The following is a 19,966-nucleotide window of genomic DNA, read 5'->3' on the forward strand; positions in this document are numbered from 1 at the left end:
TCACCAGCGCGTTCAGGCTCGACTGGACGCTGTCCGGCCTGCCGCCCGCGAACGCCGCGGTCGGTGCCAGTGCCGAGGCCGCCACGACCCCGGCGGCCACGGCGGTCACGACCGCCACCGCCCGGTGTCGGCCGCCCCGGCGGGAGAGTGGGAAACGGCTGTGCGGTGCGTGCTCGTACACGAAAGGACCCCTCCGATGAATGGCGCCGGTGATTCCCGGCCTTCATCAAGAGGACCACTCGGGGGGAGGGGAGTTCGTCCGCACCCAGGACGAAACCGCGCCCGGGAGCAGACTCCGGGAGCCGCCCCGGCCAGGACCGTACTCCTGGCCGGCGGTGCCGATCGGCCCCGGCACCTGGTGGACGGGCGAGCACCCGCTGCGGGCGGCCGTTGCGGGCCCGTGAAGTGTCCGCGGGCCCGCGCCGACGGCGGCCGGCTACTGGCGGGTGCAGGTCGGGTCGGTGTCCGGCAGGCGTCCGCCGGCCAGGTAGGCGTTGACCGTGTCGTCCACGCAGGCGTTGCCGTAGATCCCGTACAGCCCGTGCTGGTCGGCGCCCTGGAGGGTCAGCAGGCGCGAGCCGGGCAGCATGTCGTGCAGGGCGACGCCGCCGCGGTAGGGGGCGCGGGGGTCGCCGGTGGCGGAGAGGATCAGCGCCCGGGCGTTGCGGAGCACCTGGGTGGGCGCCTCGCGCGGGCGGTCCCAGAAGGCGCAGGGGGTGATGTTGTCGAGCAGCGGGCCGAACAGCGGGCTCTCGGCGCGACTGCGCTCGATCTCGCGCCAGTAGTGTTCGGGGTCGCGGGACGCGGTTCCGTCCGCGCACGCGATGGCCTGCATGGCACTGCCGGCCGGCGACCCCTGCGGGCTGAACAGGAATCGCAGCAGGGCGGTGGTGTCCGCGGTCGGGGTGACCGGCCGGCCCGCCGCAGCCTCGGCGAGCATCGCCATCTGCTCGGCGAGGGAGGCCCGTTCCGGGGCGGAGTCGCCCTGGAGCCCCGCGAAGAGCAGCAACGGCACCCGGGAGTCGTCGAGTTCGAAGGCGTCGGCGCCGGTGCCGACGACGAGCGGGCGGTTCGCGGCCGTCTCCACGGTGCGCAGGATCCTGGCGGTCACCTCCTCGCGGGTGCGGCCGAGCCCGTACGTGTCGTGGCGGGCCGCCGCCCAGTCCGCCCAGTCGGCGAACGCGTGCTCGAGCCCGGGCAGCTGGCTCGGGACCAGCGCGGGGCCGACGCGGCCCGGGTCCAGCGCGCTGTCCAGGACCATCCGGTCGACGCGGCCCGGGAACATCTGGGTGTACACCGTGCCGAGGTACGTGCCGTAGGACAGGCCGAGGTAGGAGATCCTCCGCTCGCCGAGCGCGCCCCGGACCACGTCCAGGTCCCGGGCCGTGTCGCGGGTGCTCGCGTACGGCAGCACATCGCCGGCCGCCGAGCGGCACTTGGCCGCGAGGTCCCGCTGGAGAGTGACCTGCCGCTCGAAGCCCGCCCGGCCGGTCCCGGAGGACTGGATGCTGAAGCCGACGGGCCAGCCGCAGTCGATCTGCGCGCTGCGGCCGGCGAAGCGCGGGTCCAGCCCGACGATGTCGAAGCGGTCGGCGGTCTCCTTGAGGGCGGCGTGCACCCGGGGTGGTGCGCCGAGCGTCGGGCTGCCGGGGCCGCCGTCGTTGAGCAGCAGTGCGCCGATCCGGTGGCGGGTGTCGGTGGCCTTGATCCGGGAGAGCGCCAGCGTGACAGTGCGTCCGCCGGGGTCCGCGTAGTCGAGCGGCACGGTGACGTCCGTGCAGCGGGCGCCGGCCCGTTCGAGTGCGGCACCGTCCTGGTCGTCCGGGCCCAGGACGCAGCCGTGCCAGTCGAGGTGCTGCCCGTAGTAGCGGTCGAGCCCCCGGGCGAGGCCTTCCGTGGCTTGCGCGGGCGGCGTCGCGGCGGCGGGCGCGCTCAGGCAGGCCGTGAGGGCGAGGCCGGCCGCGACGGTGCGCCGGAGGATCCGGCACCGTCGGGCGGCGGGAGCGGAGCGGCTGCGCTGGGGGGCGGGCATGAGGCCTCCTCGGCGACGTGGGCCTCTTCCCCGCGGAACCAGCGGAGGAGAGCCCCTGTGATCAGCCTTTCCTTCTCCGTCCCCGGGCCGGATTCGTCGTGGTGGAGCACCCGGGACGAAGCGAAGCACCTGGACCCCGGGGCCGTCATCGAGACGGCCCTGCGGTACAAGTAGTTCAGCCTAGACGCCGAACCGGCCCTGGATGGTGCGGAGTTCGTATTGCGTCGTAGTTCCGTCCCCGTGGTCGACCTCGCGCTCTCCTTTCACGCCGCTCGCCCGTCTTGGGGGCGGCGCCCGGTGGAGTGGGGTGTCAGGACGGGACGGAGATCAGCGCGGTGACGAGTTCCCGGCGGCCGGAGATGGAGAGCTTGCGGTACACGCTGGAGAGGTGGAACTCGACGGTCCGGACGGTCAGGCAGGTCATCTGGGCGATGTGCCGGTTGCTGTGTCCGGCACGGGCCAGGTAGGCGATCTTCTCCTCCTGGCGGGTGAGCTTCGAGGTGTTGGCGGGGGCCTGGAGGCGTTCCAGGGCGAAGCGGATGCGCTTCTGCCAGAAGGCGTTGCGACACTCGTACGCGACCATGGCCGCCTCGACGAGCCGCCTGCGGCCCGCTGACACGTCCTGGCGCCGGATCTGCATCATGCCGAGGTCGTAGAGGGCCTGCATGAACTCGGTGCGCGCGTGGCCCTGGGCCAGCAGTGCCACGGCCTCCTCGAGTGCGGCGACGGAGGTGCCGTCCCGGCGTGCCACGCCCACGGCGTGCAGGGCGATGCCGATGCCGCGCGGAGATCCCCACTTGCTCGCCGCGATGAGCTCCTCCTCGGCGAGGGCGAGTGCCAGGTCGTACCGGCGGATGCCCAGCGCCCCGAACACGGCCCTCGAACGCCAAGGGATCACCGCGGGGTTGACGACGAAGCAGCTGTCGAGGACCCAGCCGCACGCCATGTAGTCGTCGATGGCGTGTCGGAACTGCCCGCCGGCCAGGTGGAGGGCCCCGCGGGCGGCCAGGACGTGGGCACGGTCCGGCAGGTCGGGGTCGAGCGGCCCGGCCAGCTTGCTGTCGAGCAGCACCTGGTGCGCCCGGTCGAGTTCGCCGAGGTGGACCAGCGCCTCGATCAGCCAGGCGATCGCGAGGCAGGCCGACTGCGTGGACGTGCCGCGATCGAGCATGGTCTGGAGCATGTCCGCGGCCTGGCAGGCCCTCCCCGCGAGCAGGCTGCTCCGTGCCCGCAGCAGGGTGAGCAGCTCCCGGCGCGGGGCCGAGCCCGTCCACGCGGGGTCGTCCCGGAGCCTCCTGCACTGCGCGTCGGCGGATTCGAGGTCTCCGGCGTAGAGCAGGGCCAGGATCGCGAGCCAGGTGCGGTGCGGGTTCCGGTGCGGTTCCGCCGTGTCGAGCAGCCATTTGGCCTGCTCGTTGACCATCACGCGGTCGACTCCGCGATTCGCGAACTCGATGGTGCTCAGGGCGAGACTCAACTCGTCGGGTGGCAGGAGTGCGCGGTTCTCGGTGAGGGGGATTCCCGGTACGTAGGTATTCGCCACGTTCCTGGCCGTCGGGAACGCGGGGGCCTCATCGGTTCTGATACCGGCCTTTGTGGTTTGGCAATTCCTATCGTCTCCGGCCATTTTCTGCCACCCCCATAGCTGACGAATGGTGCCACTTCACAACACGACGCGGACTGGGGCGCGTCGGGCCGGTCGCCCGCGGCTGACCTCGGGATCTGCGGCATCGCCATTGATGGCCGTCGGCGGAGGTCGGGCTGGGAACTGCTCGGCGAAACGGGGAGGCCACGACCTGGGCCGTGCCCCCGGTGCCGGCAGGGGATTTGACGGTGATGTCGGTCGGAAAGTTTCGCGAGGCCGTCGCCCCGCCCTTGGGTGAACCCTCTTGCCGGGAGCGGCCCCTGGCTCTGAGAAGCTCCGCGCGGTGAATCTCTATTGATGCTGGACCGATCGGTCCACGTCCCGGTGTGGGAATCATGTCACGATACGAAGCTTCTGTCAAAAGGCAAACAAGCGGTAAGGCGTCGAGCCCCGCGGGGTCATGGGGGAGCCCCGCGGGAGGGGCGGGGAATCTGGTGGAGACCCGTAGAGACGACGCGGCCGGTCCGGGTCCAAGGTCGCCTGACGGGCAGACCCCGGACGCCCAGGACCAGGGAGGAAACGTGGAGCAGTCACAGCGGGTGGTGCTGATCAGCGGTGCGAGCCGCGGGATCGGAGCGGCTACCGCGCGGCAGATGGGAAGGCGCGGCTACCACGTGGTCGTGAACTACCGTCAGAACGCCGACGCGGCAGCGGAGGTGGTGCGTTCGATCGAGGCCGCGGGCGGATCGGCCCAGGCGCTGCGGGCCGATGTCTGCGACCCCGGGCAGGTGTCGGGGATGCTCGACCGCATCCGCGCCGACCGGGGTCGCCTCGACGCCCTGGTCTGCAACGCCAACACGGTGAACCCGCCGTTCGAGCCCCTGCTCACGCTCTCCTGGGACCACTTCATCGGGAAGGTGACCGGGGAGTTGGCGGGAGCGTACTTCCTCACCCAGGCCGTGCTGGGCGCCATGGTTAAGGAGCGCAGGGGCCGGATCGTCTACGTCTCGAGCACCGCGGCGGACACGATCGGCACCGTCGCGGCCCACTCCACGGCCAAGGCCGCGCTCAACACCTTCAGCCGGCACGTCGCGGGCGTCGCCGCCCAGTACGGGGTCGTCGTCAACACCGTCGCCTTCGGCGCGGTGCGGACCGATGCCACCGCGGGTGTCATGACGGACGAGCTCCGCACGTTCATGGAGAGCCGGTCGGCGTCCGGCCGGCTGCTGGAGGCCGACGAGGCGGCCCGCAGCATCGCGATGCTCGCCGACGAGGACTTCAGCGGGTCGGTGGGCCAGGTGCTGCGGGTGGACGGCGGCTTCGAGGTCCTGGACCGGCAACTCAACCCGATGGTGCGGCACTTCGAGTAGACCCGTGGGCGCTCGCGTCGCGCCGGGTGCCCGCCGTGCACCGGGCGTCCCGTGGGGTCGGCCGCCGGCGTCCGGCCCCACGGGAGCGCCGTCAGCGGAAGCTGTGCGCCAGGGGGTGCAGCTGCTGGTCGAGGACCTCGAAGCCGCCGTCGACCCGGATCACCTGGCCGGAGGTGAAGGCGAAGCCGTCGTCGGCGACGAGGGCCACGGCGCGCGCGGCGTCCGCCGGCTCCACCCGGCGTGCCGCCACCGAGCGGTCGGTCGTGTACTTCCAGAACTCCTCGCTGAACTCCGCCGTGGCGTCGGTGTGCACGGCGCCGAGCGCGACGGTGTTCACGGTCACCCCGTGCTCGGCGGCGATGCCGGCGATGTGGCGGCTGAAGGTGTTCAGCGCCGCCTTGGCGACGGAGTGGGGCAGGGCCATGCCGATGGTGTCCGAGGCCGTGCTGGAGATGTAGATGATCCGGCCAGACCGCTGTTCGCGCATGACGGCGAGCGTGTGCTGGGTGAGGAAGAAGGAGCCGGCGAGCTCCCCGTTGACCTTCGCGGCGAAGGCGTCCCAGCTCAGCTCGGCGAAGGAGGCGAAGGGCGGTGTCACGGTGTTGGCGTTGCAGATCAGCAGGTCGATGCGCCCGTGGTCGGCCCGCACCCGCTCGACGAGGGCGCCGACCTGGTCGGCGTCGCAGACGTCGGCCTGCGCCGCCTCGGCCGTGCCGCCGCGCGACTCGATCTCCGTGACCACGTCCGCCGCCGCCTCGGCGTCGCTCCGGTAGTTCACGATCACGTGGTAGCCGCGGCCGGCCAGCTCCTTGGCCGTCGCGGCGCCGATGTTGCGGCCCGCACCACTGATCAGGGCTATGCGCTTCGACTGCTTCACGGTGTCTCCCGTCGGGTGTCGCCGGCGTTCCTGCGGCTCGACCCTAGTCGCGCGGGGGAGTCGGAGGATTGCGGGCCGACCACAGGAAAGGCGTGCGGGCCTTGTGACGCGTGTTCCGCGGCTGCGACTCTCGGTCCGGTTCCGGCAAGAGGCGGAACGGGATCCGAGGCGCTCGGGAGGATGCACGATGGCGGACGAGGTTGACCTGGTGGCACGGATCGACGAACTGTCGGCCAGGGTGCGGGAGCTGGAGGCGATCCGTGAGCTCACGAAGCTGCGCAACGCCTTCCACCACTGCCTCAACTCGCGGGACTGGCAGGGCCTCGGCGCCCTGTTCGCGAAGGACGCGCATCTGGACTACGGAAGCTTCGGCGACGCCCGTGGGCGCGCGGCGATCCAGGAGTACTACAGCGCGCTGCTGCCGAAGATGGTCGAGCTCCAGGGGGCCTCCGAGGTGGCCCTGAGGAACTTCAACCAGGTCCACCAGGTGGAGGTCGAGGGCGACGACCGTGCGTCCGGCGCCTGCTTCTTCGTGGAGCACGTCCGGTTCGACCGGGCGGACCTGGTGCACCAGAGCGTCGGCCGGTTCTCCGACACCTATGTGTTCGAGGACGGCCGGTGGCTGTTCGAGCGTGTCGAACTGGAGCACTACTGGGTGGTTCCGCAGAACAAGGAGTGGCGCTGGCCCTGGTGAGCTCGCACGCGTGCGGCGGATTGACACCCGGATAAAACCGCTACTAGCGTAGTTGCAGTTGGATCGGCGAGGCGACCGTCGCGAAGGGGTCATCACGGTGAGCATCAGCAGCAGGAGCGCGGTCGCGATCCACGCACTCACCATGCTGGGGCGCTGGGACCACTCGCTGACCTCCGTGGAGATCGCGGAGAGCCTGGCCAGCAATCCGGTTCTGGTGCGGCGGATCCTCGGCAGCCTGCGGGACGCCGACCTGGTCCTGTCCACCGAGGGGCGCAACGGCGGCTGGTCGCTCGCCAGGCCCGCCCGCGAGATCACGCTCTACGACGCGTACACCGCGGTGGAGGCGGGGCCGATCCTTTCGCGGCACCCGCATCCGCCGAGCGCGGAGTGCGAGGTGGGGCGGAATATGCAGAAGCTGCTCGAGGCGGAGTTCCAGGACGCGGAGCGGGCCATGAAGGAACGGCTCGGGCGGACGACGATCGCCCACCTCGTCCGGCAAGTGCTGGCCAGTGAGCGGGAGCTCGCACAACGCGTCACCAGCTGACCGATGGCGGAGGCAGTGCCTCCGCCGCCCTTTTGCCCTAACTGTAACTATCATGGTGGCGGAAAGTCACCCGAAGGGCCTGGAATGACTTCCACGTCGACAACGACCGAGCGGACCGGCTCGGGGATGGGCTTACTCGCCGTCCTGATGCCGGCGATCCTCGCCACGGTCACGGCCAGCGACATGGTCAACCTGATGCTCCCGACGATCGGGTCCGAGTTCGGCGCCTCCGAGGCGGAACTCGCCTGGGTCGTCACCGGGTTCCTGCTGATGTTCTCCGTCGGGATCCCCCTGTACGGCCGCATCTCGGACCGGGTGAGCCTGCGCCGGCTCTTCGCGTTCGCGCTGCTCACCTACGCCCTCGGAAGCCTGATCTGCGCGCTCTCCCCGAACCTGGCCGTGCTCGTGGCCGGGCGGATCGTGACGGGCATCGGCGCGGCCGCGATCCCCGTGCTCTCGATCATCGCCGTCACGACGCTGCTGCCGCCGGAGCGGCGCGGTGTCGGGATCGGCGTCGTCTCCGCCGGTGCGGGCGTCGGCACCGCCGCCGGCCCGGCGCTGGGCGGCGGCATCGGGCAGGCGCTCGGCTGGCCCGCGCTGTTCTGGATCATGCTCGTGGTCTCGCTGCTGCTGCTCGTCCCGGCCCTGCGCGTACTGCCGGACGAGACTCCGCAGGGCTCGGGCCGGCTCGACCTCCCCGGCGGCCTCCTGCTCGGCCTCGGAGCCGGCCTCGTCCTGTTCGGCATGACCCGGGCGCAGGTCTCCGGCTTCACCGACCCGCTGGCCTGGGGCAGCCTGTTGGTCGCCGTCGTGGCGCTCGTGGTCTTCGGGCTGCGCACCGTCCGGGTCGACCAGCCGTTCGTCCCGCCGTCGCTGTTCACCAACCGCGTCTACCGGACCGGCATCCTCGTCGCGTTCCTGGCGATGGTCGTCAACCTCGGCGGTCTGGTGTTCGTCCCGCTGCTGCTCGTGGAGGTCAACGAACTCACCCCGGGCAAGGGCGCGTTGGTCATGATCCCGGCCGGCGTCGTGACCGCGCTCCTCTCGCCGTGGATCGGCCGCCTCGCCGGCCGCGTCAACGCGCGGGTCCTGGTGCTCTTCGGGCTCGGCCTCATCGGGCTGTTCTCGCTGTTCCTCTCGTCCTTCACCGGCGGCTCCTCGGTGGTCTTCGCCGGCATCGGGATCCTCGGGCTGAGCATCGGCTTCATGTTCGTGATGACCACCATCATCGGCGCCGCGGCGAGCGAACTTCCGCCCGAGCAGGTCGGTGTCGGCCTCGGGATCCTCCAGGGCGCCCAGTTCCTCGGGGCCGGTACCGGCCCGGCCGTGTTCGGTGTGCTGGTGTCCGCGAGGCAGCAGAGCGGCAGCGACGCCATCAACCCCCTCTTCTCCGGCCACCACGGCTCGGCCTACTCCGACGTCTTCCTGGCCATGGCCGTGGTCGTCGTCCTCACGCTCGTCGTCGCGTCCCGGATGCGTCCCACGGCGGCGGCCGCGGCCGGAGCGAACGACGAGGCGGGAGCGAAGGGCGAGGCCGGAACGAAGGGCGAGGCCGGAGCGAAGGCCGAGACGGCCCCGGTGGCCGCGTCGGCGCAGGAAGTGAACAACGTCCAGTAGGGACGCGACCCGCCCCGTCCGGGGCGCGCCAGATCCACCGAGTGTTGGTTGACGAGCTTGCGAGCGACAAGGGGACCGGCATGGCCACGCAGCGGACTTTCTCTCAAGAGGACAAGGAATACGAGGCGTTGTACGCGGGGCGCGCGTCCTTCGACGGCGTCGCCCCCGGTGAGGTGCTGATCCCCTGGGACATCGGCGAGCCCCAGCGGGCCGTGGTGGACCTGGCGCGCGCGGGCGGCTTCAGCGGCAAGGTGCTCGACGTGGGCTGCGGACTGGGCGAGAACGCCATCCTGCTGGCGGGCCAGGGGTACGAGGTGACCGGCGTGGACGGTTCGCCCAGCGCGATCGAGGAGGCGGTGCGGCGGGCCGCGGCCCAGGGCGCGCGGGTGCGGTTCCTGACCTCGGACGCCACCGAACTGGACGGTGTCGGAAGCGACTTCGACACCGCGCTCGACAGCGGCCTCTACCACTGCCTGAACGACGAGCAGCGCTCGGCGTACGCCGCCGCGCTCCACCGGGTGTGCCGGCCGGGTGCCACGCTGCACCTGTTCTGCTTCGCGGAGTCCATGCCGTCGGGGACGCCGATCGTGGCGGAGGCCCTGGTCAGCGAGGCCAACCTGCACGCGAACCTCGGCCCGCACTGGGAGATCGAGGACATCGCCGAAGCCGTCTTCGCCACGACCTTCACCCGCGAGATCCTGGCCAGGCTGGGCACGGCGGACGCCCCGGACACCGGGGCCAGGCCGGGCCCGGACGCGATCCGGGTGGACGAGCGCGGGCGGGTGCTGACACCGATGTCCCATGTGCGTGCGCGGCGCAGGTGAGGCTCCGTCGTCCTGGGCCGCGCGGGTGGCGCGGCCCAGGGCCCAGGGCCCGCGCACGGCGGCCGCGGTGCGCCGCGAGCGCGGTCGTGACGACCGGTGTTCGGCCGGGACGGGACCGAATGGTCTGCTAGCCTCGGCCCATGGCCCGGAAACCTGCTGCCGGTACCCGCGAGCGCATCCTGGACGCCGCTGCCCACCTCTTCGACCAGCGGGGCGTGCACGCGGTCGGCATGCAGCAGATCATCGACGAGGCCGGCTGCGGAAAGCAGTTGCTCTACCGGGAGTTCTCCGGCAAGGACCAGCTGGTGGTGGCCTACCTCGAGCGGTCCGCCGAGGACTGGGACCGGCTCGTGACCGGTGTGTGCGCCGCGGTGGAGTCGCCGGAGGAGCGGCTCGTCGAGTTGGTCCGGGCGGTCCGGGCCATGGCGCCGAACGCCAGGGGCTGCCCGCTGCGCAACACCCAGGCGGAGTTCCCCGACCCGGACCACCCGGCGCACCAGGTCTCCGTGAAGCACTTCCGGCGCGTGCGCGAGCAACTGCGGGACCTCGCACGCGGAACCGCGGCCGCGAACCCGGAGCGGCTCGGCGACCGGATCATGCTGATCATCGACGGTGTCTACGTGAACGGGTCGACCCTGGGGTCCACCGGCGCCGCGGAAGCGGCCGTCGAGTTCGCCGGCGACGTGGTCCGGGCGGAGATCGCCGCCGCGGTCGGCTGATCTCCTGACGCTGACCCCTTTTCCCGATTTCTCTCTTTCCCGATTTCTCTCTTTTTCGCCATCCGTCCCGGGGTGAAGTCTGCCCGCGGGCGGGAGCTCTTCTGCTGCGCAGAATCTCACGACCCAGTGTTCCGAGGAGGATCACGGTGAAGACCATTGTTGTCACGGGGGGCACTTCCGGTATCGGGCAGGCGCTCGCGAACACCTATCTCGGCCGGGGCGACCAGGTGGTCGTCATCGCTCCGGACCCGGTGAAGGGGAAGAAGTACCTCGACACGGCGCAGAAGTTGGGCGCGGCCGACCGCGCCTTCTTCATCGAGGCCGACCTCAGCCTCGTCAGCGAGAACCGGCGCGTCATCGCGGAGATCGAGGACCGGTTCGAGGCGGTGGACGTCCTCGTGCTGTGCGCGCGCTACTTCCGCAGCCACCGGATGGTGACCTCGGAGGGGATCGAGCACAACTTCGCGCTGTACTACCTCAGCCGGTACCTGCTCGGGTACGGCCTGGCGGACCTGATGAACAAGGCCGAGACGCCGGTCGTGATGAACATCGCCGGTCCCGGTGTGGGGGCGCCGGGCGTCAACTGGAACGACCTCGGCTTCGAACGGGGCTACGACGGCTGGTCGGCGATGTTCCAGGGCGGCCGGCTCAACGACCTCCTCGGCGTCTCGTTCGCCGAGGGCGGGAGCGCGCGTCGCGCCCGGTACGTGCTGCTGTTCCCCGGTGGGACGCGCACCGGCTTCGCGGGCGAGTTCGACGCCGCCACCGCGGCGCACATCGACCAGATGAAGCGGGCCGCGCAGCCGGTCGAGTTCACCGTCCCGCCGATCCTCGAGATCATCGACGCCCCGCCGCGGGAGCCGCTGAGCGCCTTCGTGGAGGGCACGCCCCTCAGCCTCCTGCGCCCGGCGTTCGACAAGGGCGCCGCGGCGCGGCTCGACGGCATCACCCGGGAACTCCTGCGCGAGAAGGCGAGCGCCTCATGACGAACCGCCCGCGACCGGTGGCCGCTCCGCGCTGAATCGCCCTCGTGCCGTCAGGAAGGAAATGAACGCCATGACCGAACCGGTGTCGATGCCGCACAACCACCGTCAGGCCGAGTGTCCGTTCCGGCCCGGGCCCGCTCTGGTGGAACTGCACCAGGACCCGTCGCTGCACCGGGTCCCGGTGCCGAACTCCCAGCTCGGCGAGGTCGAGGCCGTCCTCATCACCCGGGAGGACGACGCCCGTACGGTGCTGTCCGACGCCCGCCACGAGGTCGGGTTCGCCTTCGATCCGCACTGGACCGGCCCGCGCTCGGTGATGAACCAGCCGGGCGTCCTGCTCAACTACGACGGGGACGAGCACACCCGGTACCGCCGGATGCAGGCCGGTGCCTTCACGATGAAGCGGATCCGGGCGCTCAGCGGCGTGATCGAGCAGATCGTCGAGAAGCACCTCGACGCGGTGGAGGCGGCCGGTCCGGGCGCCGACCTGATCAGGACCTTCGCCGAACCGCTGCCCCTGATGGTGATCTGCGAGTTGCTGGGGGCACCGCTCGAGGACCGGGCGGGCATCCTGGAGCGCAGTTCGATCGCGAGCAGCGTCGACACCACGCTGGAGGTCCAGCAGGAGAACTTCGCGGCCATGACCGACTACATGGCCCAACTGGTCGCCGCGCACCGGTGGGATCCGGGCGACAACATCCTCGGGGACCTGGTGCGCAAGCACGGTGCGGAGCTCGGCAACGACGAACTCGTCGGCATGGGCCTGGACGTCCTCGTGGCCGGACACGGGACCCTCTCCGGCATGATCGGGCTCAGCGTCCTCGCCCTGTTGTCGCACCCGGAGCAGCTGGCGGTCCTGCGCGACGAGGACGAGCTGTCCGGTGGCGCCGTCGAGGAACTGCTGCGGTTCCTCGCGGTGGCGCCCCCGCTGGTCAGGAGGGCGAGTACCGACCTGTCGGTCAACGGCCAGGAGGTACGCGCCGGCGAGTACGTCGTCGTCTCGACGGTGATGGCCAACCACGGCGCCGACCTGCCCTCGCCCGCGGACGTGCTCGACCTGCGCCGCAAGCCGGTGCCGCACCTGGCCTTCGGCTACGGCAGGCACCAGTGCGTCGGTCAGCAACTCGCCCGCCTCGAACTCGGCATCGCGCTGCCCGCGCTGTTCCGCCGCTTCCCCGGCCTGCGGCTCGCCGTCCCGTTCGAGGAGATCGAGTACCGCACGGAGTCGCTGGTGTACGGGGTCAAGAGCCTTCCCGTCGAGTGGTGACCGGGTGGTCTTCCGCCCGGGGACGCCCCGGGCGGAAGGCCACGCACGAGTGAGCCGCCCTCCTGGTCGGAGGGCGGCTCCGGGCTGCTCGCGGCGGCGCGGCCGGGGGTCAGCCGCGCGGCCGCCGCCCGTGCGCCACGCGGATGGCGGCGGCCGGGCAGAGGGCCGCCGCCGCGCGCACCCCGTCGTGGGCCGCGGCGGGCGGTCGGGCGTCGAGCAGGATGACGACACCGTCCTCGTCACGCTGGTCGAAGACCTCCGGCGCGGTCATCACGCACTGCCCCGAGGCCACGCAGCTGTCCTCCTCGACGGTGATCTCCAGGGAAGCGGTCATGGGGAGTTCCTCTCTGTGCGCGGCTCTGTGCGCGGCTCTGTGCGCGGCCCGGGGCCCACGCGGGCGACGCCCGGCCGGCCGGAGCGCGTCCCGGTGACCGCGACGCCGATCCCGGTCGCCCCGGCGAGCGCGATGGCCAGGAGCGCCGGTCGCCGGCCGCCGGAGTGGGTGAGCAGAGCGGCGGTCAGCGGCAGCATCAGGACACCGCCGAGCTGCACGCCCGTCTGGAACAGCGGCACCGCCGTCGCGCGCAGGCCCGGTTCGACGTCCTGGGTGGCCTGCATGTTCAGGGCGGCGAAGGACAGGGCCATGGCGGCGCCGACGAGGAGGAGCGTCGGCAGCAGACCACCGGCGTACGAGGCGGGTTCGGGGCGCAGCAGCAGGAGCAGCTGGCCCGCGAACGCGGCCGCCGCCCCGGCGGCGATCTGCCGCCGGGTACCGAAGCGGGCGACCAGGCGGCCGGCGAACGGCACGGACACCGCGAGCGGCACGCACGCGGGGAGCAGCGCCAGCGCCACCTGCCAGGGCCGCCACCCGAAGCGGTCGTGCGCCTGGAAGGTGACCAGGAGGAGCAGTGCCGCGTAGGTGCCGTTGAGGGTGGCCGCGCCGAGCGTCGCGCGGATCAGCGAGCCGTTGCGGGCGAGTTCCGCCGTCAGGCGCGGCGGCGTCCGGCGTCCGGTGTCCGGGATCACCCGCAGGCCCCACACCAGGAGCACGAGGGCGAGCGGCGCGGGGAACAGGAACGTCCAGCGCCAGCTCGCCGCGGTGAGCACCCCGGAGAGCAGCAGGCCGAGGGTGAACCCGGCCGCGCCGAACAGGGAGTACACCGACACGGCCCGCCGCTGCGGCGGGCCGTCGGGGACCGTGGTGGTGATCAGGGCCAGCCCGGCGGGCGCGGTGAGCGCGGCGCAGCCGCCCTTGAGGACGCGCGAGGCGATCAGGAGGGCGGTCGAGTCGGCCAGGCCGCCCGCCACCGAGGCCGCGGCGAACACCAGCATCGCCACCAGGTAGCAGCGGCGCAGGCCCCAACGGGCGGTGGCACGGGGGCCGAGGAGCAGCATCGCGGCGAATCCGGCGGCGAAGCCGCCCATCAGCCACTGCACCGTCCACACGGAAAGGCCGCGGTCGGCGCCGATCCAGGGCAGGGCGACGAGGACCACCGAGACCTCGATGGCGTCGAGGACCATGTTGCCCGACAGGATGAACAGGAGCCGCCAGGTGCCCTGTCGGGCCGGCGTGGAGAGGGGCTGCGCGGCGGGCGCCTCAGTCACCTGCGGGCACCTCGCCCGGGCGGGATCCGGCGCCGGCCCCGGATCCGGCGGCGTCGGACCCGGCGGCCTCGGCGAGCAGCGCGGGCAGGCGTTCGCTGACCAACTCGATGTTGCGCGCGACGAGGTCGTCCGGCATCCCGGCGATGCTCGCCCAGAAGATCAGGTGCTTCACCGGGAGGCCCTTGGTCCGCTCGTGGATGCGGGCCGCGGCGTCCTCGGGCGTGAGGATCTCCAGGGTCGACCAGGAGCCGTCGGCCTTCGGGGCCTCCGGGTAGTCGTCGGCGCCGAGCAGCGGCGGCCTGGGGTGGTCCGTGCCCTCCACCGAGCCCTGCCGGTAGGTGTTCATCTGGTGGGCGAGGTGCGGTGCGACGCGGGGCCAGGCCGCTTCGGGGTCGTCGGCGAGCATCACGGGGAGCAGGTCGGAGACCCGGGCGAGCTCGGGGTCGTGGCCGCCCTCGATCAGGCCCTCGCGGTAGTGCCCGTACGACGCGTGCGAGATGTGCAGGAGGCCGATGCCGAGCCGGCCCGCGATGCGGGCGCCGCGCGGACCGTAGAAGCCGCCCCACAGCGGGACCGGCGACTGGAGCGGTCCCGGGGTGATGCCGCCCTCCTCCCAGAGCCGCCTGACCTCGCTGATGTTGCGTTCGACCTGGGTGAAGCGGCTCTTGAAGTCGGCGTCGAAGAGGTCGTACTCGGGCACCCGGTAGCCGGCGCCGAAGCCGATCTCCAGCCGGCCGCCGCTGATCAGGTCGACGACCGCGGCGTCCTCGGCGAGCTGGGCGGGCTTGTGGAGGTTGGGGAGCACGACCGCGGTGCCGATGCGGGCGTTGCGGGTGCGTGCGGCGGCGGCCGCGGCGAACGTCAGGGGCGAGGGCAGGTAGCCGTCCTCGAAGAGGTGGTGCTCGGTGAACCAGAGGCCGTTCGCGCCGCGCCGGTCGGCCTCCTCGCAGAACTCGAGGGAGCGGGCGTAGTGGTCGGCCCAGGGCCGGTGCCACTGGTCGGGGTTGCGCAGGTCGAAGAGAAGTCCGACATCCATGCTCTGGTCTCCGTGTCTTGGGGGTGCGGTGCTCAACTGGGGCCGTGCCGCCAGGTCCTCGGGCCCCGGAAGCCGGGCGCGCGCTCGAGGCGGCGCCAGCGCGCCGACGGGTGCCCGGACTCCTGCGGCTCCTGCCGGGCGGCGGCCAGCCGGGCGTACAGGACGGTGATGAGGGCGCCCAGCTCGGTCGGGTCCGGGCTGCCCCGCTCCACGCGCAGGAACGAGGAGCCGTCGGAGCCGGCCGGCCGGCCGCTCACTGCGGGGGGTTGCCGTGCTTGCGCTGCGGCAGGTCGACGTCCTTGCGGCGCAGCATCGCGAACGCGCGGATCAGGACGGAGCGGGTGTCGCCGGGGTGGATGACGTCGTCGACCAGGCCGCGTTCGGCCGCGTAGTAGGGATGGACGAGCTCCCGCCGGTACTCCTTGATCTTCTGCTCGCGGGTGGCGGCCGGGTCCTGGGCCGCGGCGATCTCACGGCGGAAGACGACGTCGGCCGCGGCCTCCGCGCCCATCACCGCGATCTCGTTGGTGGGCCAGGCGTAGGACAGGTCGGCGCCGATGGAGCGGGAGTCCATCACGATGTAGGCGCCGCCGTAGGCCTTGCGCAGGATCACCGAGACCCGGGGCACGGTCGCGTTGCAGTAGGCGTAGAGGAGCTTCGCGCCGCGCCGGATGATGCCCTCGTGCTCCTGGTCGACACCGGGCAGGAAGCCCGGCACGTCGACGAGGGTGAGCAGCGGGATGTTGAAGGCGTCGCAGAACTGCACGAACCGCGCGCCCTTCTCGCTGGCCTTGATGTCCAGGACGCCGGCCAGTGAGGACGGCTGGCTCGCGACGACGCCGGTCACCTGGCCGTCGAGCCGGGCCAGGGCGCACACGAGGTTGGCGCCCCACTGGGCGTGCACCTCCAGCACCTCGTCGTCGTCGACGATCTCGGTGATCACGTCGCGGATGTCGTACGACCGGTTGCCGTCGGCGGGCACCAGGTCGAGCAGGCGGTCCACGCGCCGGTCGGCCGGGTCGCCGTTCGGGGCCGCGGGCGGCAGCTCCCGGTTGTTGGACGGCAGCATCGACAGCAGCAGGCGCACGTCCGCGAGGCAGCTCTCCTCGTCGTCGTGCACGAAGTGCGCGACGCCCGACACGCCGCCGTGCACGTCGGCGCCGCCGAGTCCGTCCTGGGTGACCTGCTCACCCGTCACCGAACGCACCACGTCCGGGCCCGTGATGAACATCTGCGAGATGCCGCGGACCGCGAACACGAAGTCGGTGAGCGCGGGCGAGTAGGCCGCGCCGCCGGCGCAGGGCCCGAGCATCACGCTGATCTGCGGGATGACCCCGGAGGCGCGGGTGTTGCGCTGGAAGATGCCGCCGTACCCGGCGAGCGCCGAGACGCCCTCCTGGATGCGGGCGCCCGCTCCGTCGTTCAGCGAGACCAGCGGGGCGCCGGCCGCGATGGCCATGTCCATGATCTTCTGGATCTTCTGGGCGTGCGCCTCGCCGAGCGCGCCGCCGAAGATGCGGAAGTCGTGCGCGTACACGAAGACCGTCCGGCCCCCGACGGTGCCCCAGCCCGTGACCACGCCGTCGGTGTGGGGGCGCTTCGCCTCCAGGCCGAAGCCGGTCGCCCGGTGCCGCCGCAGCTGCTCCACCTCGGTGAAGGAGCCCGGGTCGAGCAGCAGGTCGATGCGTTCGTACGCGGTGAGCTTGCCCTTGGCGTGTTGGCGCTCGGTGGCCTTCGGGTCGGCTCCGAGCCGCGCCAGTTCCTTGAGTTCCCTGAGTTCGCCGAGCCGGTCGCCGGCGGTGGTCACGGGTGCCTGCGCGGTGGTCATCGTCGCTCCTGGTGGTCGGGTCAGCCGAGCAGGGTGCCGCCGCTGGCGTCGACGAAGGACCCGGTGATCCAGCGGGCCTCGTCGGTGGCCAGGAAGGTCACGACGTCCGCGACGTCCCCCGCCTGGCCGACCCGCTTGAACGCGGACAGCTGGGCCATCTGCTCCACGGCCTCGGGGATGTCGAAGACCGCGCTGCCGTTGTCGGTGATGCCGGGCGCCACGCTGTTCACGGTGATGCCGCGCGGGGCGAGGTGCCGGGCGAAGTGCAGCGAGAGCTGCTCGATGGCGCCCTTCGTCATGGCGTACGCCACCTGGTCGGGACTGGCGAAACGGGTGAGCCCCGACGAGATGTTGATGATGCGGCCGCCGTCGGCGAGCAGCGGGAGCGCCCGCTGCACGATGAAGAACGGGGCCTTCGCGTTCACGGCGAAGAGCCGGTCGAACTCCTCGGCGGTGACGTCCTCGGGGGCGAGCCCGGCCGGAGTGGTGGCGCCCGCGTTGTTGACCAGGATGTCGAGCCTGGTCTCCCCGGTCCGCTCCTTCAGGCCCCGCTCCACGCCGAGGAACAGCTCGTGCACGTCGCCGGGGACGCCGAGCGGCGCGCGGACCGGGAAGGCGCGGCCGCCGTCCCGCTCGATCAGCTCCACGGTCTCGTCGGCGGAGGCCCGGTCGGAGGCGTAGTGCACGATGACGAGGGCGCCCTCCCGGGCGAGGCGCTGTGCGGTGGCGCGGCCGATGCCCCGGCTGGAACCGGTGACCAGCGCCGTCTTGTCGGTGAGCCTGCCCATCGTGGAACTCCTGTCGGTCGATGCGGTCGGGGCGGGTGGGGCGCCCGCGAGGGGAGGGGTGTGCGGTGCCGTGGGGGCTTGGGGGCGGCCGAGGCCGCTGATCATGCGGGCCAGGTGGCGGCGGACCCGGGCCAGGCCGAGGAGTTCGCCGAACACGTCCCGCAGGTGCTCCACTTCGGGCCCGCCGAGGAGCAGCAGCGACTGCGCCCGGATGTTGTCGAGGGTGTGCGCGCCGATGGGCCTGCGCACGAGGTCGTAGCCGTCGAGCAGGTCGTCGCGGTCCTCGGACCCGACCCGCTCCGCGAGGCGCCCGCCGAGTTCGGCGGCGTCCTGCAGGCCCAGGTTGAGCGCCTGCCCGCCGACCGGCATCTGCACGTGGGCGGCGTCGCCCGCGAGCAGGACCCGGCCCCTGCGGTACCGGGTCGCCTGCCGGCTCGTGTTGTCGAAGGCGTTCAGCCACCGGGGCGTGCCGTGGCCGATGTCCTCACCGGTGACCTCCGCCCACGCGGTGACGACCTCGTCGAACGTGGGCGGCCCGGTGCGCTCCTTCGGGTCCGTGCCGAAGACGTGGACCATCACGCGGGTGCTGCCGTCCGGCCAGCGGTGCGCCACGGCGAGGCCGTTGGGGTGCCGCTCGAAGCGTCGGGCCGGCACGTCGATGCCCGCCACGTCGGCCCGCAGCATCTCGCGGGTCGCGGCGTGGCCCGCGAACTCGAAGCCGGCGAGCCGCCGTACGGTGCTGTCGCCTCCGTCGCACCCCACCACGAACGCGGCGGTGACGCGGACGCGTTCACCGTCCTCCCCGACGGCCTCGACCAGGACGTGCCCGTCCCGGTCGGTCAGGGACACCACGCGCAGCCCGCGCCGCAGCCGCGCCCCGAGCTCCACGGCCCGCTCCTGGAGGACCGACTCGATGCGGGTCTGCGGGCACTTCCACTGGCCGGCGTACCGGTGGCCGGGGTCGGCGGCGGTCAGGTCGAGCCGCATGCCCCCGAAGTGGCCGGGGCCGCCGTCCGGCAGCTCACCGAGCCGATCGAGGATGCCGCGCTCCTCGAACAGCGTCATGGTGCGGGCGTGCAGCGTGGACGCCCGGGACTCGGTCATCGGCGCGCCGAGCCGTTCCAGGACGGTGGTGCGCACGCCGCGCGCGCGCAGGTCCCCGGCGAGCAGCAGCCCGACGGGCCCCGCGCCGACGATCACCACGTCGGTGTCCGTCGGGGGAGTCGAGGTGGACGGCATGGGTCAGCGCCGCGCTTCCGCGTACCGCTTGGCGTGCTCCAGGGTGGCCCGGCTGTTGGTGCCGAGGGCGTCGCGCAGGAACGTCCTGGCCCGCTCGACGTCCGCGTCCGGGCCCAGGATCCCGGCGATGTTCTCCGCGTTGATGACGACGGTGTGCTGCGAGGAGGCCGTGACGACCCCGTCCTCGCCCTCCTCGAACTGCCAGGTCCCGGTGTGCAGCGTCATGAGCGCGGGCAGCGTGGTCTGCTTGTACGCGATCCGCCGGTGCGGGAAGCACACCCGCACCGATTCGGTGGTGTGGGTGGAGCCGTCCCTGGCGACGGTGTCCATCCGCAGGACCTGCAGGCCGGGGGTGTCCTCGGTGAGCTTGACGGTACCGACGTGCGGCAGGCGCTCGACCCACCGGTCGGCCTCGTTGACGAAGTCGTACAGGTCCTTCGCGGACCCCTCGACCCGCATCGAGTCCGTGAACGACAGCGTCAACTCCGCGGTCCGCGCGGCCTCTTCGAGCCCGGCCTTGAGCGAGGGCAGCTCGGCGCGGCTGTTGCTGTCGACCGCCTCGTCGATCCAGGCGAGCGACCCGGGGTCGTCGTCGACGGCCCGGTAGGAGTGCAGCAGCCGCAGCCGGGTCTCCTCCGGGCCCAGCGGCTCGATGATCCAGGTGCCGCTCATCTCGGCGATCGGCGGGGACGACACCTCCTGCCGGAAGGTGATGCGCAGCCCCTCCGGGTCGAGGTCGCGGCGCGAGGTCCAGTTCTTGGCCTCGCCGTTGGCGGTGGCCCAGATCCGGATCCGCTCCCGGTCGCCCTCCCGCTCCAGGGTCTCGACGTACACGTTCGGCGGGAACAGGCGCGGCCAGTTCTCCACCTCGGCGAGCAGCCGGTAGACCTCCTTCGCCGTCGCCGCGACGGTGATCTCGTGCTCGACCTCACGGGTCGTCATGATGGGTGCTCCT

18 protein-coding genes are annotated in these 19,966 nt (G+C 72.2%); 8 read left to right on the forward strand and 10 right to left on the reverse strand.

What is annotated here, in order from left to right:
* Nucleotides 1–436 precede the first annotated feature (436 nt).
* Nucleotides 437–2,032 (reverse strand): alpha/beta hydrolase, encoded by a 1,596-nt coding sequence (locus ACWDBB_RS19870; RefSeq protein WP_449790846.1) that lies wholly within the window; start codon nt 2,030–2,032, stop codon nt 437–439.
* 310 nt (nt 2,033–2,342) lie between these two features.
* Nucleotides 2,343–3,575, reverse strand: coding sequence for a helix-turn-helix transcriptional regulator (locus ACWDBB_RS19875; protein WP_449790847.1), 1,233 nt, complete (start codon nt 3,573–3,575; stop codon nt 2,343–2,345).
* Between the two features lie 623 nt (nt 3,576–4,198).
* Here ACWDBB_RS19875 and ACWDBB_RS19880 point away from each other — a divergent pair.
* Nucleotides 4,199–4,987, forward strand: a complete 789-nt coding sequence (locus ACWDBB_RS19880; protein ID WP_449790848.1) for an SDR family oxidoreductase — start codon at nt 4,199–4,201, stop codon at nt 4,985–4,987.
* 91 nt (nt 4,988–5,078) lie between these two features.
* On the opposite strand, the gene ACWDBB_RS19885 is transcribed toward ACWDBB_RS19880, so the two are convergent.
* Complete coding sequence (locus tag ACWDBB_RS19885) at nt 5,079–5,864, reverse strand: SDR family oxidoreductase (RefSeq protein WP_449790849.1); 786 nt, start codon at nt 5,862–5,864, stop codon at nt 5,079–5,081.
* 187 nt (nt 5,865–6,051) lie between these two features.
* Between ACWDBB_RS19885 and ACWDBB_RS19890 the strand changes: the two genes are divergently transcribed.
* From ACWDBB_RS19890 to ACWDBB_RS19920, 7 genes are all read left to right on the forward strand, one after another.
* On the forward strand, nt 6,052–6,558 hold the full coding sequence (locus ACWDBB_RS19890) for a nuclear transport factor 2 family protein (RefSeq protein WP_449790850.1): 507 nt from the start codon (nt 6,052–6,054) through the stop codon (nt 6,556–6,558).
* Between the two features lie 97 nt (nt 6,559–6,655).
* Nucleotides 6,656–7,102: an RrF2 family transcriptional regulator gene (locus ACWDBB_RS19895; protein WP_449790851.1), complete on the forward strand. Its 447-nt coding sequence runs from the start codon at nt 6,656–6,658 to the stop codon at nt 7,100–7,102.
* A 126-nt stretch (nt 7,103–7,228) separates the two neighbouring features.
* Nucleotides 7,229–8,719: an MFS transporter gene (locus ACWDBB_RS19900; RefSeq protein WP_449790852.1), complete on the forward strand. Its 1,491-nt coding sequence runs from the start codon at nt 7,229–7,231 to the stop codon at nt 8,717–8,719.
* 80 nt (nt 8,720–8,799) lie between these two features.
* Nucleotides 8,800–9,543, forward strand: coding sequence for a class I SAM-dependent methyltransferase (locus ACWDBB_RS19905; RefSeq protein WP_449790853.1), 744 nt, complete (start codon nt 8,800–8,802; stop codon nt 9,541–9,543).
* A 140-nt stretch (nt 9,544–9,683) separates the two neighbouring features.
* On the forward strand, nt 9,684–10,262 hold the full coding sequence (locus tag ACWDBB_RS19910; RefSeq protein ID WP_449790854.1) for a TetR/AcrR family transcriptional regulator: 579 nt from the start codon (nt 9,684–9,686) through the stop codon (nt 10,260–10,262).
* 146 nt (nt 10,263–10,408) lie between these two features.
* Nucleotides 10,409–11,248: an SDR family NAD(P)-dependent oxidoreductase gene (locus tag ACWDBB_RS19915; protein WP_449790855.1), complete on the forward strand. Its 840-nt coding sequence runs from the start codon at nt 10,409–10,411 to the stop codon at nt 11,246–11,248.
* Between the two features lie 70 nt (nt 11,249–11,318).
* Nucleotides 11,319–12,515, forward strand: a complete 1,197-nt coding sequence (locus ACWDBB_RS19920) for a cytochrome P450 (protein ID WP_449790856.1) — start codon at nt 11,319–11,321, stop codon at nt 12,513–12,515.
* A gap of 109 nt (nt 12,516–12,624) precedes the next feature.
* Here the strand turns inward: ACWDBB_RS19920 and ACWDBB_RS19925 are convergent, their stop codons facing one another.
* Genes ACWDBB_RS19925 through ACWDBB_RS19955 form a run of 7 tightly spaced genes read right to left on the reverse strand, consistent with a single transcriptional unit; the run spans nt 12,625 to nt 19,953 of the window.
* Nucleotides 12,625–12,849 carry a ferredoxin gene (locus ACWDBB_RS19925; RefSeq protein WP_449790857.1) on the reverse strand — a complete coding sequence of 75 codons (225 nt, stop codon included), beginning with the start codon at nt 12,847–12,849 and terminating at the stop codon, nt 12,625–12,627.
* Nucleotides 12,846–14,120 (reverse strand): MFS transporter, encoded by a 1,275-nt coding sequence (locus tag ACWDBB_RS19930; RefSeq protein WP_449790858.1) that lies wholly within the window; start codon nt 14,118–14,120, stop codon nt 12,846–12,848. The genes ACWDBB_RS19925 and ACWDBB_RS19930 overlap by 4 nt, the downstream gene beginning before the upstream one ends.
* Nucleotides 14,113–15,156 carry an LLM class flavin-dependent oxidoreductase gene (locus ACWDBB_RS19935; protein ID WP_449790859.1) on the reverse strand — a complete coding sequence of 348 codons (1,044 nt, stop codon included), beginning with the start codon at nt 15,154–15,156 and terminating at the stop codon, nt 14,113–14,115. Before ACWDBB_RS19935 ends, ACWDBB_RS19930 begins: the two co-directional genes overlap by 8 nt.
* Nucleotides 15,157–15,188: 32 nt before the next feature.
* Nucleotides 15,189–15,413 carry an acyl-CoA carboxylase subunit epsilon gene (locus ACWDBB_RS19940; protein WP_449790860.1) on the reverse strand — a complete coding sequence of 75 codons (225 nt, stop codon included), beginning with the start codon at nt 15,411–15,413 and terminating at the stop codon, nt 15,189–15,191.
* A complete protein-coding gene (locus ACWDBB_RS19945) occupies nt 15,410–16,984 on the reverse strand; it encodes an acyl-CoA carboxylase subunit beta (protein ID WP_449790861.1) in 1,575 nt (524 codons plus the stop codon). Before ACWDBB_RS19945 ends, ACWDBB_RS19940 begins: the two co-directional genes overlap by 4 nt.
* Nucleotides 16,985–17,004: 20 nt before the next feature.
* Nucleotides 17,005–19,011: an SDR family oxidoreductase gene (locus ACWDBB_RS19950; RefSeq protein ID WP_449790862.1), complete on the reverse strand. Its 2,007-nt coding sequence runs from the start codon at nt 19,009–19,011 to the stop codon at nt 17,005–17,007.
* 3 nt (nt 19,012–19,014) lie between these two features.
* Entirely contained in the window at nt 19,015–19,953 is a 939-nt protein-coding gene (locus tag ACWDBB_RS19955) for an aromatase/cyclase (protein ID WP_449790863.1), read from the reverse strand.
* Nucleotides 19,954–19,966 lie beyond the last annotated feature (13 nt).

The organism is Kitasatospora sp. NPDC001095, from assembly GCF_053598615.1.